This is a genomic window from Vibrio sp. L85 (genome assembly GCF_963871815.1).
Lineage (GTDB): Bacteria > Pseudomonadota > Gammaproteobacteria > Enterobacterales > Vibrionaceae > Vibrio > Vibrio harveyi.
Window position 1 is genome coordinate 214,321 of sequence record NZ_CAWMYL010000234.1, and the last position, 14,132, is coordinate 228,452.

12 protein-coding genes and 1 other annotated feature are annotated in these 14,132 nt (G+C 44.9%); of the genes, 9 read left to right on the forward strand and 3 right to left on the reverse strand.

Features of this window, described 5'->3' with window-relative positions; translation table 11 throughout:
* Nucleotides 1-302 precede the first annotated feature (302 nt).
* Nucleotides 303-1,247, forward strand: coding sequence for a TIGR01212 family radical SAM protein (locus AACR11_RS22255; protein WP_005447838.1), 945 nt, complete (start codon nt 303-305; stop codon nt 1,245-1,247).
* 50 nt (nt 1,248-1,297) lie between these two features.
* Nucleotides 1,298-3,043 (forward strand): sensor domain-containing diguanylate cyclase, encoded by a 1,746-nt coding sequence (locus tag AACR11_RS22260; protein ID WP_009697620.1) that lies wholly within the window; start codon nt 1,298-1,300, stop codon nt 3,041-3,043.
* 39 nt (nt 3,044-3,082) lie between these two features.
* Here the strand turns inward: AACR11_RS22260 and AACR11_RS22265 are convergent, their stop codons facing one another.
* Nucleotides 3,083-3,277 (reverse strand): hypothetical protein, encoded by a 195-nt coding sequence (locus AACR11_RS22265; RefSeq protein WP_005447847.1) that lies wholly within the window; start codon nt 3,275-3,277, stop codon nt 3,083-3,085.
* Between AACR11_RS22265 and arcB the strand changes: the two genes are divergently transcribed.
* A complete protein-coding gene (gene arcB, locus AACR11_RS22270) occupies nt 3,267-5,636 on the forward strand; it encodes an aerobic respiration two-component sensor histidine kinase ArcB (protein WP_017190094.1) in 2,370 nt (789 codons plus the stop codon). The two genes, AACR11_RS22265 and arcB, sit on opposite strands and share 11 nt — an antisense overlap.
* A gap of 1 nt (nt 5,637) precedes the next feature.
* Nucleotides 5,638-6,087 (forward strand): hypothetical protein, encoded by a 450-nt coding sequence (locus AACR11_RS22275; protein ID WP_005447850.1) that lies wholly within the window; start codon nt 5,638-5,640, stop codon nt 6,085-6,087.
* 104 nt (nt 6,088-6,191) lie between these two features.
* On the opposite strand, the gene arcA is transcribed toward AACR11_RS22275, so the two are convergent.
* Nucleotides 6,192-6,908 (reverse strand): two-component system response regulator ArcA, encoded by a 717-nt coding sequence (arcA, locus tag AACR11_RS22280; RefSeq protein ID WP_005447851.1) that lies wholly within the window; start codon nt 6,906-6,908, stop codon nt 6,192-6,194.
* Nucleotides 6,909-7,269: 361 nt separating this feature from the next.
* Between arcA and AACR11_RS22285 the strand changes: the two genes are divergently transcribed.
* Both AACR11_RS22285 and AACR11_RS22290 read left to right on the forward strand, forming a co-directional pair.
* Nucleotides 7,270-7,677, forward strand: a complete 408-nt coding sequence (locus AACR11_RS22285) for a DUF3293 domain-containing protein (RefSeq protein WP_005447853.1) — start codon at nt 7,270-7,272, stop codon at nt 7,675-7,677.
* Between the two features lie 54 nt (nt 7,678-7,731).
* A complete protein-coding gene (locus AACR11_RS22290) occupies nt 7,732-8,214 on the forward strand; it encodes a putative 4-hydroxy-4-methyl-2-oxoglutarate aldolase (protein ID WP_005447855.1) in 483 nt (160 codons plus the stop codon).
* Here AACR11_RS22290 and AACR11_RS22295 read toward each other — a convergent pair.
* Entirely contained in the window at nt 8,211-8,681 is a 471-nt protein-coding gene (locus AACR11_RS22295; RefSeq protein WP_005447857.1) for a hypothetical protein, read from the reverse strand. The genes AACR11_RS22290 and AACR11_RS22295 overlap by 4 nt on opposite strands.
* A gap of 441 nt (nt 8,682-9,122) precedes the next feature.
* Nucleotides 9,123-9,239: a sequence feature (Thr leader region), on the forward strand.
* Nucleotides 9,240-9,292: 53 nt separating this feature from the next.
* On the opposite strand from AACR11_RS22295, the gene thrA reads away from it, so the two are divergent.
* The 3 genes from thrA to thrC are packed head-to-tail and all read left to right on the forward strand — an operon-like array spanning nt 9,293 to nt 14,006.
* Complete coding sequence (gene thrA, locus AACR11_RS22300) at nt 9,293-11,752, forward strand: bifunctional aspartate kinase/homoserine dehydrogenase I (RefSeq protein ID WP_029789793.1); 2,460 nt, start codon at nt 9,293-9,295, stop codon at nt 11,750-11,752.
* A gap of 20 nt (nt 11,753-11,772) precedes the next feature.
* Nucleotides 11,773-12,729 carry a homoserine kinase gene (thrB, locus tag AACR11_RS22305; RefSeq protein WP_009702445.1) on the forward strand — a complete coding sequence of 319 codons (957 nt, stop codon included), beginning with the start codon at nt 11,773-11,775 and terminating at the stop codon, nt 12,727-12,729.
* The gene (gene thrC, locus AACR11_RS22310; RefSeq protein ID WP_029789794.1) at nt 12,726-14,006 is read left to right on the forward strand and encodes a threonine synthase; all 1,281 of its coding nucleotides are present in this window, start codon (nt 12,726-12,728) and stop codon (nt 14,004-14,006) included. The genes thrB and thrC overlap by 4 nt, the downstream gene beginning before the upstream one ends.
* Nucleotides 14,007-14,132: the final 126 nt, after the last annotated feature.

The window sequence follows — 14,132 nt, forward strand, 5'->3', positions numbered from 1 at the left end:
GTTGATGTTGTAATAAAAGTCACAAAAACGACGGGGTTGTGTAAGTATCCTACAATTTTGTGACTTCGAAATGCAACGAAAAGTCGTCTTTGTGACCCAATTTTTTCGTTTAAATATTCACTTTTTGTTTAACATTTACGCAACATTGCAGGTTTTAAGTTGGTTTTATGCAGTTTTATTGATTTCGCACCGCCACCTGTTTGTTTGAATTGACTAGAATTATTTGTTTTTTCTTGCAGGGATGTAATTTAGTTACATAAATCGTAGTGAGATTTATTACGGTTTACTATTGGTGAGAATCTATGCAGTTACATGAGTTGGTCAACACATTAGGCCAAGACCTTCAGCGCCGTTATGGCGAAAAAGTCCATAAACTGACTTTGCACGGTGGTTTCAGTTGTCCAAACCGCGATGGCACTATTGGTCGAGGTGGATGCACATTTTGTAATGTGGCTTCATTTGCGGATGAAGAAGTACAGATCAAAAGTATCCACGATCAATTGAAAGATCGTGCTGGAGAGATCCACAGGGCGAAGAAGTATCTGGCATATTTTCAGGCGTACACCAGTACCTATGCAGAAGTACAAGTCCTCAAAAACATGTACGAAGAAGCCCTCAAGGCTGCTGATATCGTCGGCCTTTGTGTGGGCACTCGTCCAGATTGCGTTCCTGATGCAGTGCTGGATTTACTGTCTGACTATGTGAATCAAGGTTATGAGATTTGGCTAGAGCTAGGTCTTCAAACTGCCAACAATGACACCCTCAAGCGTATCAACCGTGGTCATGACTTTGAGTGTTATGCAGAAATCACCAAACGTGCTCGGGCACTAGGTATTAGAGTTTGTACTCATCTGATCGTCGGTTTGCCTAGAGAAACACGCGATGACAACATCGATACATTGCATAAAGTTTTGGACGTCGGCACAGATGGTATCAAACTGCATGGTTTACATATCGTAGAAGGCAGTACGATGGCGAAAGCGTGGCGTGCCGGAAAGCTAGAAGCCCCAGAATTGGAGGATTATGTTGCTATCGCCAGTGAAATGATCCGCATGACCCCTAAAGAAGTGATCTTCCATCGCGTTTCCTCAGCTGCTCGCCGTCCTACTCTTTTGTCGCCGCTGTGGTGTGAAAACCGCTGGTTAGCGATGACTGAAATTGGTCGTGCATTGGATCGAGAAGGCTCACAAGGCAGCTTAACTGGTGATGCCTTCATCTATATCAAACCAGAATTAAAGGCAGAATGATCGATTAATAACTGTTATATTTCCTCCGATTTGCTTGAAAGGTCGGAAAAATGGATCAGTTACTCAATTGGCTCTGGGATGGGCAGGGCGACTACGGATTTGTGGTCCTGCTCTCTGTTGTATGTGTAATCACAGTTACGCTGATCTATATACGATTTCAATCTGCTTTAAAACTTATCGTTACTGACTCTCCTTACCCTGTTCTCGTGTTAGATGCGGGCAGTGGTCAATTGTTGCTCTCCAATGATTCTGCCATGCAATTGCTTGGTATCCGCCGTTTAGGTTCTGGGTTTCTCTATCCTGCTTCTTTTAATACTGACGAGATAATTGCATTACTTGATAGCTTTTCCAGCCGACATTTTGGGCAGCAGCTGTTTGATTGGCGGTTGTCTGAAACAGAGAATATTAAGATTGAGTTATCTGGTCGAAAGAGCTTACTTCGTGGGCATCGCGTATGGATTATTTACGCTCAGCCTTACCAGTTTACTCGCCAAGAGCAGCAACAAGAATTAGAGCAGCTAGGTATTGCTCGTTCCGCTCTCGACTCGTTATCTGAATTGATATGTCTGCAAGATAAGCAAGGTAAAGTACTGACAACCAACCGTGCGTTTGACCTGTTTTGGGAAGGGCGCAGAGAAGAAGCTTGCTCCTCCAAGATGAACCCAATAGCTACACGTAAAACTGAGAGGCGTTGGACAACCGATCAGCAAGGTCGAAGTTGTTTGTTGGAAGTAAACCAAAGTTCTTTGGTTTCTCAGTCTGGAGAGATGATTGGTACTTTGTCTATCAGTCATGATGTTACTGAATGGCACAAGATGCAGCAGAATTTGCGCGATGAAATGGAACGTCGTAAAGATACCGAAGTCGCCTTGGCACAGCGCGATACCATCTTACAAACCATTTTGGATGCCAGCCCAGACTCTATCGGTATCTTCAATGAAAACATGGTTTACCAGGCTTGTAATAAACCATTTGTGAATGCGTTAGGCATTTCTGATGTAGGGGATTTGATTGGTAAGCGACTACAAGACGTAGTGCCTGATGATATTTACCTTCGTTTGGAAGCTAGTGACATGCAAGCATTGCAGCAAACACAACCTGTACGCTACATCGATAAAGTGAGCAGCACTGATGGGTATCATACTTGGTTTGATGTGGTGAAATCGCCGTTTAAAGACCGAGCATCGGGTACTAACGGTGTATTAATTATGGCACGTGATATCTCTGAGCGTTATCTTGCAGAGCAAAAGCTTGAGGAAGCAAATTTGGAGTTAGAAAAATTAAGCTTCTCTGACAGCCTGACAAAAGTCGCTAATCGTCGCCGCTTCGATGAACAACTTCATACTCTTTGGTATCACCATATTCGTGAGAAATTGCCGCTGACGATCATGTTGTGTGATATTGATTTCTTTAAAGACTACAACGACTGCTATGGTCACCAAAAAGGTGATGATGCTTTAGTCCAAGTCGCTGCGGCGTTTCAACAGGTGGTGAGTCGGTCATCGGACTGCGTAGCACGATATGGTGGGGAAGAGTTTGGCTTTATCTTGCCAAACACCACAACGGAAGGTGCACACAAAGTTGCCAAACGCATCCATGAACAAATCCACGAACTTGCTGTGGAACATAGTAACTCAACGACTTCGGATCGGTTGACGGTGAGTATCGGCTTTGTTTCTTATATCCCGCATCATGGTGACGAACCAGAAATGGGCGTTGCAATGGCAGACAGCGCACTCTATCAAGCTAAGGCTGATGGGCGTGACTGCACTCGAGTTCATCCTGGTTCTTATTAACGCTTTGTGACCGCTTGCTCTAAGTTGAGAGCAGGCGGTTTAAATCACCGTATCAAACACGTTAAACTGCGAATACACAGCATGAGGCGTTGATGAGCCCTGAAGCGTCGCCATTTCAGTTGTGTGTCTTTCAAACATTGATGCTGTTGAGTAACTGCGCTTAACGGTTTTGCTTTTCAAACTGATCAGGGTTCGATGTCTAGCTTGTTCCATGGAGTAGTGAATGAAGCCCATGAAAAATCTCGCCCAGTACTATGTTGACCTATTGGTTAAGCTGGGGATTGTCCGTTTCTCGATACTACTGGCGTTGGCGCTGGTTGCACTGGCTGTTGTTGTGCAAGTTGGTATCACGTTGGCGCTTAAGGGTAACGTTGACGATATAGATATCGTTCGTTCGGTATTCTTTGGTCTACTTATTACCCCTTGGGCGGTGTATTTCCTATCTGTCGTGGTGGATCAGCTTGAAGAGTCTCGTCAAAGACTGACCAAGTTAGTATCTAAGCTTAAGGACATGCGTTCGCGTGACCAAGAGCTGAACTTTCAACTGCAGCAGAACATTGAAAAGCTCAACCAAGAAATTGAAGAGCGTATTAAAGCAGAAGAAGCACGTGAAGAAGCGATGCAAGACTTGGAGAATGAGGTGTTCCAACGTGAGCGTACTCAGCTTGAGCTTGCCGAGCGTACGGCGCTGTTACGTTCTTTTATCGATGCATCTCCAGATTTGATTTACTACCGCAACGCTGATGGTGTTTTTTCTGGCTGTAACCGCGCGATGGAAGAGTTAACTGGTAAGAAAGAACACCAATTAGTGGGCTTGAGCCCTTGGGATGTCTACAGCAAAGAAGTGGCTGAGCATATCGTCGATACCGACCAAAAAGTCTTTGCTGATAACCAAGCAATTACCTACGAGCAATGGCTAGAATACCCTGATGGTCGCAAACATTACTTTGAATTGCGCAAAGTACCGTTCTACAGCAAAGATGGTCGCCACCTTGGTCTGGTTGGTTTCGGTCGCGATATCACCGAGCGTAAGCGTCATGAAGAATCATTAGAAAAAGCCAGCCGTGATAAAACCACCTTTATCTCCACTATCAGTCATGAGCTGCGCACACCGTTAAACGGCATTGTAGGCTTGAGTCGTATGTTGCTTGATAGTCAGTTGACTGAAGAGCAACGTAAACACATGCAAACCATCAATGTTAGTGCCATTACTTTGGGCAACATCTTTAACGACATTATCGACATGGACAAATTTGACCGTCGTAAGTTGGAGTTGTTACCTGCACCATTGAACTTTGAAGACTTCGTCGCTGAAATTGAAAGTATCTCGGCTCTGATGGCTGAACAGAAAGGGCTACGCTTCGATCTAGAGCGTTTGAGCTCGCTACCAAAAGCGATAGAAGTGGATGCGACACGTCTACGCCAGGTTATCTGGAACTTGGTTAGCAACGCCATGAAGTTCACCAAAGAAGGTGGCGTCGTAATGACGGTGAGTGCAGATGTAGAAGATGATTATGCGACCATCATTATGGAAGTGGAAGATACTGGCATCGGTATCCCTGATGAGGAGTTAGATAAGATCTTTGCGATGTATTACCAAGTGAAATCAGGCAAAGATAACCTGCATGCGGTGGGTACTGGTATCGGTTTGGCGGTTTCTAAGCAGCTGATCAACATGATGGACGGTGACATTACCGTAGCAAGTGAGGAAGGATTCGGTAGTACCTTTACCGTATCGATTCACGTGCCAGTGGTTGAGTTAGAAGCACCTGTTATCGATGCAAAACGCGACAATGTACATCTTAATATCTTTATGGTCGAAGACATCGAACTTAATGTCACTGTTGCGAAATCTCTGCTCGAAAGCTTGGGGCACTCTGTTACTGTCGCAATGACGGGTGAGGAAGCGCTGGTGAACTTCGTACCGGATGAATACGACTTAGCTTTGCTTGATATTCAGCTTCCGGACATGACTGGGTTTGACGTGGCTAAGTACTACCGTGAACACTACGATAATCTACCGCCGCTGGTGGCATTGACTGCGAATGTCATGAAAGATCGTCGTGAATATCTCGATAACGGTATGGATGATGCCATAAGCAAACCACTTGCAGTTCAAGCGTTACAAGCGGTGATCGATAAGTTCTTCGTTGAGCGCGTTGAGAACAATGAGAGTGTGATGGAAGAGATTGCAGAAGCTGAAGTCATCGAAGAGGCGACACCGATGCCATCTCCAGTCATCAATACCCACTTGCTGGATCTTGATATGCTAGAGTCTTACGTGGATATCGTTGGCGTAAAGCCTGTGTATGACAGTATTAAGATGTTTGAAGACATGATGCCTGATTATATCGAGGTGTTGGACTCAAACATGACGGCAAAAGACCAAGACGGTATTGTTTCTGAAGCACATAAAATTAAAGGTGCAGCAGGCTCGATTGGTTTAAAACACATCCAAAGCGTCGCACAGAAAGCACAATCTCCTGATATGCCTGCTTGGTGGGAAAACATATCGGATTGGGTCGAAGAAATTAAAAACGAATATCAAAATGATATTCAAGTATTGAAGAGTTGGTTGGAACAGAGGAAATAAAATGAAGAAATTTGCATCGGCAGCACTGGCAATTGCGCTACTGGCGGGTTGTAGTTCTGCTCCTCAAGTTGGATGGCAACAAGGCAGCCAAGTCACGATGAATACAGTGAACGTTGAGCTAAAGAGCAACCTATGGGTAAACCTGATGCCAACCATTGGTGAAGTTCAAGAGCAGAACGTTCATGGCGCATTGTACCTAAAAGCAGATAATGAGCTGCCTGCAAACTTAACGGTTGATGCTCTGATTATTAAGCAAGGTGATTCAGAGTGGGAAATTGATGGTGACTTATTAGAGTTACGTACCCACAGTGAAAATCAGTGGGAAGTGGCGTTTGTATGGCAAATCGAAGCGGATATGGAGAAGTCGGTCGATTTGGCGTTATTGTTAGATGACGCAGGCAAGAAAGAGTGGTTAGTCGAGAAAGGCATCAAGATCGACAAAGTGTATTAGCCACTAAGCTTGTATTAACCATTAAGTTTGCATTCATTGCTAAGTGACAGATAGCAAAAGGGCTTGCTCATTGAGCAAGCCCTTATTGTTTATGCTGGGGCAGATTAGTCTTCTAGATCGCCACAGAAGCGGTAGCCTTCACCGTGAATAGTCGCGATGATTTCAGGTGTACCTGATACTGATTCGAAGTGCTTACGAATGCGACGGATAGTTACGTCTACAGTACGGTCATGTGGCTTAAGCTCACGACCTGTCATCTTCTTAAGAAGGTCAGCACGAGTTTGAATCTTACCTGGGTTCTCACAGAAGTGCAGTAGAGCACGGAACTCAGAGCGTGGCAGTTTGTAGCTGTCACCAGATGGGCTCACTAGAGAGCGGCTGTTGATGTCTAACACCCAACCGTTGAACTCGTATTTTTCTACCGAGCGTTTCTCTTCCTGTACAGCGTTAGTGCTCATTGAGCGGCTTAGCAGGTTGCGAGCACGGATAGTTAGTTCACGCGGGTTGAATGGTTTAGTGATGTAGTCATCAGCACCGATTTCAAGACCTAGGATCTTGTCTACTTCATTGTCACGACCAGTCAGGAACATCAGTGCGATGTTCGCTTGCTCGCGAAGTTCACGTGCTAGAAGGAGACCATTCTTGCCTGGAAGATTAATGTCCATAATAACCAAGTTGATTGAATTTTCAGACAACACTTGGTGCATTTCTTCACCGTCACTGGCTTCAAAAACAGCGTATCCCTCTGCTTCAAAAATACTCTTAAGAGTGTTACGAGTTACTTGCTCATCTTCTACGATAAGAATCTGCGGGGTTTGCATTGGCGGTACCTAAATTTGTGACAAAATTGTGCTAATAGAATAAATTCTAGGCAAAAATATAACATACAGGTAATGTGATTTTGATAATAAATCAAGTTGATCAAAAAAACACTTCTTTCAGTTATCCGCCTTCCTTGGAATTTTGCCAACTCACCAGTATCCGATGGCGACGTTTATTCTATAGGGCTTGTTTACCTTTCAATTCCCTGTAATTACGGAGCCTGAAACGTAAACACCCTAAGATATGGAGCGGATTTTATATTGTTAACAGCATGCTAACAATGCTCAAATGTTAATTCCATTCAGTTTGTTGATTTACATCAATTGATGAAATGTAACTGTTATTAATCGTTTAAGAGTTATGATAGAAAAAAGTAATACGAACATAGACGCATCGTTATGGAATGCTTATTCAGAGTCTTTCTTCCGTTTTCACGCTGAATGGGAGGTAACCAACTACGCGGTGATAACTGCTTGGAACCCTTACAGTAATCTGCGGTCAAAAGAAGAGAACTGCATAAGTAATCATAAACTCGAACAACAATTAAACCACGTTAAATACGTGCCTGTCACGGTTGGCGATCAGACATTTGAATGGTTTGAAGAGAGCTATGCTGCTGAGTTAACACCGCAAGCCGCAATAGACCTGGCGAATCAATTTCAACAAAACGCGATTTATTACGTCATTGATGACGAGCTTTACTTGATTGCTTGTTCAGAACCTGAAGTTTTGCACAAGCTAGGAACAATACAGCCGCGACTCGTCTAGAAGGATACTACTTATCTGAGCTTCAGCTTAGGTGAGACAATTCACGGAGGAAATATGAGAGACATAACACCAGACATTTGTGACCAGTTTGAGGACCAAGTCATCCTGCTTAGCTTACCATTGCAGAACTTTGGTCAACGCACGGCCTTTCATGGCGAGATTGTCACTGTACGTTGTTACCACGATAACTCCAAAGTACGCGAAGTACTGAACGAAGATGGCACTGGAAAAGTGCTGATTGTTGATGGACACGGCTCATGTCAAAAAGCGTTGCTAGGTGATCAGCTCGCGATTCTCGGTATCGAAAATGGTTGGGAAGGCATTATTGTTTACGGTGCGATTCGCGATGTGGCACAAATGTCACAAATGGATATTGGTGTTCAAGCTTTGGGTACATGCCCGTTTAAAACAGAGAAGCGTGGCGTGGGAGAAGTCAACGTGACATTGACGATGCAAAACCAAATCGTGCAGCCAAAACACTATGTTTACGCAGACTGGAATGGGGTTTTGATTTCGAAAGAAGCGCTGGACTTCTAGAAGCGGAAACCTAATCCTACTTCGAAGCCTTGTTGCCAATCTTGGTAATCTAGAGTGGCGTGAAGATCCAAATTCTCGGTGATTTTCACGCGACTTGAGACTTCAGCAGCAAGGCTACTGTCTTCTTCTCGGATACCTTCCGCCGTTTCAGCTTTATAAGATCTAACAGTACTTTTCACTGTTACTCGATCATTAAAGTGATAACTGATCCCACTAAGAAAACCGCTTTGGTTTTTTGTTGGCGAGTTGTTGACTCGCGCACCAACGTAAAGATCAACAGAATCAAACAGCTCGTATGAGTAACCACCATCTATGTTCCATACATCGAAGCTATCTGTTTGATAGTTTTCACTAGAGATGAAAAGCTTGTGTGGAGACGAAGAAGTTTTGCCTGGAAGAGGCGGAAGATCGTTAGCAAGACAAACGCTAGGCACGGCGAATAGCAACAGAAAAATCCATTTTTTCATGTGACCACTCCTTGTGTCTAACTTTGTTATTAGTATGTGCTAAAAGCTTCTCACTATTAAAGCATAGAATATGAAAGCCAGCTCATTTATTTTCTACTTAATTCGATCCTAGGAACCTTGATCACAGTTAAGTTGTTGTTAAATAGAACCTGCAAAGATCAGTTTTCGATTGTGCATATTTGCATCAAGATCTTACGTAGGATCTTCATCCTAATAGATCTGTAAGAACCATGAGCGAATGACTGAAAAAAAAGAATAAAATCGTAAGCAGACTAACTCATTGTAATTACACTTAAATATCAACGACATTGCGCAGCAGAAATCTCTACAAGGCCGGAAAATACACAATTTTTTGTTGACTCTGTTTCAGAAACTCGGTAAACGTAGAGTTAAGAAAACACACAACTATCGTTGAATATTTATTTATGACATCTCACAGCCAAGTAGTAATGACCACAACCATTATTATTACCGACACGACCAATGTTGGGGCAGGCTGCTGAGCGAAAGAAATTCACAAGAAAGGCCTGTATCCAACAAGATACAGGCCTTTTTTTATGCTTTTTTATAAAGAATTTAGACAGATCTAAGAAGATACATCGGAGGAAGGGATGCGAGTATTAAAGTTTGGCGGCTCATCATTAGCGGATGCAGATCGCTTTCTAAGAGCGGCGGATATCATCGCCAACAATGCGCAGCAAGAAGAAGTCGCAGTGGTACTTTCAGCACCAGGCAAAACGACCAATAAACTGGTCGCGGTGATTGAAGGTGCACTTCGCAATGGTGAAGCTGAGTTGCAAATCAATGAGCTTGAAGCTTCGTTCAAAGCATTATTTTCAGATATCCAAAATGTATTGCCAAACATCGATGGTGCTGCATTTGATAACCAAGTAAAAACTTCACTTTCTCAGCTTCGCCAATTCGTTCATGGCATCAATCTTCTTGGTATGTGCCCAAATAACGTCAACGCACGCATCATTAGTAAAGGTGAGCGCGTCTCGATTCAGTTGATGAAAGCGGTATTAGAAGCGAAAGGGCAACCTGCGCATCTTATCGACCCAGTCGAGTATCTATACGCAAAAGGCGATCACCTAGAAGCGATGGTCGATGTTGAAGTCTCTACTCAGAACTTCCGCCAAAATCCTCTTCCTCAAGGTCACGTAAATATCATGCCTGGTTTTACCGCAGGTAATGAGAAAGGTGAGTTAGTAACACTTGGTCGTAATGGCTCTGACTACTCTGCTGCGGTTCTTGCAGCGTGTCTGCGCGCAGATTGCTGTGAAATTTGGACTGACGTTGATGGTGTTTACAACTGTGACCCTCGTTTGGTGGAAGATGCTCGTCTTCTTAAATCACTGAGCTACCAAGAAGCGATGGAGCTTTCTTACTTTGGTGCATCCGTTCTGCATCCGAAAACCATCGCACCAATCGCACAATTCCATATTCCTTGTCTGATCAAAAACAGCTTTAACCCACAAGGGGCAGGTACGCTGATTGGTCAAGACACTGGCGAAGATAACCTCGCAATCAAAGGCATCACGACGCTGAACGACCTAACGATGGTTAACGTGTCTGGTCCTGGTATGAAGGGTATGGTTGGCATGGCAAGCCGAGTATTTGGTGCAATGTCATCAGCTGGTGTGTCTATCGTTCTGATCACTCAATCCTCTTCTGAGTACAGCATCAGCTTCTGTATCGAAGCGCAAGACAAAGCAAAAGCGCAACAAGTATTGGCGGATGCGTTTGAACTTGAACTAAAAGACGGTCTACTTGAACCAGTCGAGTTCATTGATGATGTTTCTATTGTGACACTTGTGGGTGACGGTATGCGTACATCACGCGGTGTTGCATCTCGTTTCTTCTCATCTCTTGCTGAAGTGAACGTAAACATTGTAGCTATTGCACAGGGCTCATCTGAGCGTGCAATCTCAGCTGTGATTCCTGAAGATAAAATCTCTGAAGCGATCAAAGCCTGTCACGAGAACCTATTCAACTCTAAGCACTTCCTAGATGTATTCGTGGTTGGTATTGGCGGCGTTGGTGGTGAACTGGTGGATCAGATCGAGCGTCAACAAGCGAAGCTTGCGGAAAAAGGCATTGTGATTCGCGTATGCGGCTTAGCAAACAGCAAAGGTCTTCTACTTGATAGTGAAGGGCTGCCACTGGAGCATTGGCGTGACCGTATGTCGGCAGCGACAGAAGAATTCAGCCTAGCGCGTCTGATTTCTTTAGTACAACGCAACCACATCATCAACCCAGTATTGGTTGACTGTACTTCAAGTGAAGATATCGCGAATCAATACGCAGACTTCCTAGCTGCAGGTTTCCACGTAGTCACGCCAAACAAGAAAGCAAACACAGCAAGCATGGCCTACTACCATCAACTTCGCGATGTTGCGCGCAGCTCTCGTCGTAAGCTGATGTATGAAACAACCGTAGGTGCAGGTCTACCGGTAATCGAAAACCTACAAAACTTAATCTCAGCAGGTGATGAACTAGAGCGCTTCAGCGGCATCCTTTCTGGCTCTCTTTCTTACATCTTCGGCAAGTTAGACGAAGGCATGAGCCTAAGTGAAGCAACCAACATCGCCAAGCAAAACGGCTTTACCGAACCTGACCCTCGTGATGATCTATCGGGTATGGACGTTGCGCGTAAGCTACTTATCCTTGCTCGTGAAGCTGGTATGTCCCTAGAACTAGAAGACGTTGTGGTTGATCAAGCTCTGCCACCAGGCTTTGATGATTCAGGCAGCGTTGATGAGTTTATGGAACGTTTACCAGAAGCGGATGCGTACTTTAAAGAGCTGTCAGCTAAAGCGGCGGAAGAGGGCAAAGTGCTGCGCTACGTGGGTGAAATTGTTGATGGTAAATGCACGGTAAGCATTGCTGCCGTAGATGAAAATGATCCGATGTTTAAGATCAAAGATGGTGAAAACGCACTGGCATTCTACAGCCGCTACTACCAACCAATTCCACTGGTATTGCGTGGTTACGGTGCGGGTACTGAGGTTACGGCAGCGGGCGTATTCTCGGATGTGATGCGTACTTTAGGTTGGAAGCTAGGGGTATAACGACAATGAGTTCAAGTGATATGGATGTAGTGGTCTACGCCCCAGCATCAATTGGTAATGTAAGCGTTGGTTTTGATGTTCTGGGGGCGGCGGTGTCCCCAGTTGATGGCACACTATTGGGTGACCGTGTATTGGTTAAGTCTGGGGCTGAGCCGTTCAGCCTAAAGACGGTTGGTGATTTTGTTGAAAAGCTACCAACTGAGCCAAAAGAGAACATCGTTTACGATTGTTGGGTAGTGTTTGCTCGCGAGCTAGACAAGAAAGGCGTCGAGCTAAAGCCACTTGAAATGACACTAGAAAAGAACATGCCAATCGGCTCTGGATTAGGCTCAAGTGCATGTTCTATCGTTGCTGCATTAGATGCATTGAACCGATTCCATGGTCAGCCGCTTAACGAGACAGAGTTACTGGCGCTGATGGGAGAAATGGAAGGCAAGATCTCTGGTGGTATTCACTACGATAACGTCGCACCGTGTTACCTTGGCGGTGTGCAATTGATGCTTGAAGAGTTGGGTATCATCAGCCAAGAAGTGCCTTGCTTTGATGATTGGTTCTGGGTGATGGCATATCCGGGTATCAAAGTATCAACAGCAGAAGCGCGTGAGATCCTACCATCTCAATATCGCCGACAAGATATCATTGCTCATGGCCGCCATCTTGCGGGCTTTATTCATGCGTGTCATTCTGGTCAGCCAGAACTTGCTGCAAAAATGATCAAAGACGTGATCGCAGAACCGTATCGTGAGAAACTGCTCCCGGGTTTTGCAAATGCACGTCAATACGCAGCGTCTGCGGGTGCATTGGCAACCGGTATTTCTGGCAGTGGTCCGACACTGTTCAGTATTTGCAAAGAGAAAGATGTCGCTGAGCGAGTTGCTCGCTGGTTAGAACAGAACTACGTACAAAACGAAGAAGGATTCGTCCACGTTTGTCGTCTAGATAAGCAGGGTTCGAAAGTAACAGGAAGTGAGCTATGAAGCTTTACAATATAAAAGAAAATGATGAACAAGTTTCCTTTGGTCAAGCCGTTCGCCAAGGGTTAGGTCGTAACCAAGGTCTATTTTTCCCATCGGAACTACCAAAATTTGAAGACGTTGATGCGCTACTGGCAGAAGGCTTTGTCTCTCGTAGCACGAAAATCCTATCTGCACTGATTGGTGATGAGCTGGCGGAAGAGCAAGTTAACGCATTGGTTGACGCTGCATTCCAATTCCCTGCGCCAATTAATCAAGTGAAAGACGGTGTTTACGCTCTGGAACTGTTCCATGGTCCAACGCTTGCATTTAAAGACTTTGGTGGTCGCTTTATGGCGCAATCTCTTGCAGCCGTTTCGGACGGCGGCAAGATCACCATTCTGACTGCAACTTCTGGCGATACTGGCGCAGCCGTTGCGCATGCTTTCTACGGTATGGAAGACATCAACGTTGTGATTCTTTACCCGAAAGGCAAGATCAGCCCACTGCAAGAAAAGCTATTCTGTACGCTTGGTAAAAACATTCACACTGTCGCGATCGATGGTGACTTCGACGCGTGTCAGGCTCTGGTTAAGCAAGCTTTTGATGATTCGGCATTGCGTGAAGAGATCGGTCTGAACTCTGCAAACTCAATCAACATCAGCCGCTTGATGGCACAAATCTGTTACTACTTTGAAGCTGCCGCGCAAATGAGTAAGCAAGAGCGTGAAAACCTAGTCGTGTCTGTACCAAGTGGTAACTTTGGTAACCTAACTGCTGGTCTACTGGCAAAAGCACTGGGTCTGCCTATCAAACGTTTTATCGCTGCAACTAATGCTAATGACACGGTACCGCGTTACCTACAAACGGGTAAGTGGGAGCCAAAACCAACGGTCGCAACGACATCGAACGCGATGGACGTGAGTCAACCAAACAACTGGCCTCGTATCGAAGAGTTGTGTCGTGTGAAAGAGTGGGGCTTGGAGACGCTAGGAAAAGGCGCTGTATCTGATGAGCAAAGCGCTCAGTCAGTGAAAGACTTACATGCTTTAGGTTACCTGTGTGAACCGCACGGTGCGATTGCTTACCGCGTGCTTGAAGAACAACTGCAAGACGGTGAAACCGGTCTATTCCTATGTACTGCTCACCCTGCGAAGTTCAAAGAAGTGGTGGATGATATTCTAGAATCAGATATCGACCTTCCTGCGCCACTAGCGAAGCACGCTGCGATGGAACTGTTATCAGAAGATCTCGACGCAGACTTTGACGCACTGAAGCAAGTACTGCGCCGCGTGCAGTAAACTTCAATAGCACAGTAAGTATCAAAAACACAAATAACGAGAGGTGAATGAGCAATCATTCACCTTTTTTATTGCCGGTAAGTTTTAACTCTCTTTATGATTGAGAAACGAACTTAACTAAATGAG

What these genes read in the sequence shown, in the direction of transcription:
- AACR11_RS22255 (WP_005447838.1), top strand. Translation starts at nt 303, where the DNA reads ATGCAGTTACATGAGTTGGTCAACACATTAGGCCAAGACCTTCAGCGC.
- AACR11_RS22260 (WP_009697620.1), top strand. Translation starts at nt 1,298, where the DNA reads ATGGATCAGTTACTCAATTGGCTCTGGGATGGGCAGGGCGACTACGGA.
- arcB (WP_017190094.1), top strand. Translation starts at nt 3,267, where the DNA reads ATGAAGCCCATGAAAAATCTCGCCCAGTACTATGTTGACCTATTGGTT.
- AACR11_RS22265 (WP_005447847.1), bottom strand. Translation starts at nt 3,277, where the DNA reads ATGGGCTTCATTCACTACTCCATGGAACAAGCTAGACATCGAACCCTG.
- AACR11_RS22275 (WP_005447850.1), top strand. Translation starts at nt 5,638, where the DNA reads ATGAAGAAATTTGCATCGGCAGCACTGGCAATTGCGCTACTGGCGGGT.
- arcA (WP_005447851.1), bottom strand. Translation starts at nt 6,908, where the DNA reads ATGCAAACCCCGCAGATTCTTATCGTAGAAGATGAGCAAGTAACTCGT.
- AACR11_RS22285 (WP_005447853.1), top strand. Translation starts at nt 7,270, where the DNA reads ATGATAGAAAAAAGTAATACGAACATAGACGCATCGTTATGGAATGCT.
- AACR11_RS22290 (WP_005447855.1), top strand. Translation starts at nt 7,732, where the DNA reads ATGAGAGACATAACACCAGACATTTGTGACCAGTTTGAGGACCAAGTC.
- AACR11_RS22295 (WP_005447857.1), bottom strand. Translation starts at nt 8,681, where the DNA reads ATGAAAAAATGGATTTTTCTGTTGCTATTCGCCGTGCCTAGCGTTTGT.
- thrA (WP_029789793.1), top strand. Translation starts at nt 9,293, where the DNA reads ATGCGAGTATTAAAGTTTGGCGGCTCATCATTAGCGGATGCAGATCGC.
- thrB (WP_009702445.1), top strand. Translation starts at nt 11,773, where the DNA reads ATGGATGTAGTGGTCTACGCCCCAGCATCAATTGGTAATGTAAGCGTT.
- thrC (WP_029789794.1), top strand. Translation starts at nt 12,726, where the DNA reads ATGAAGCTTTACAATATAAAAGAAAATGATGAACAAGTTTCCTTTGGT.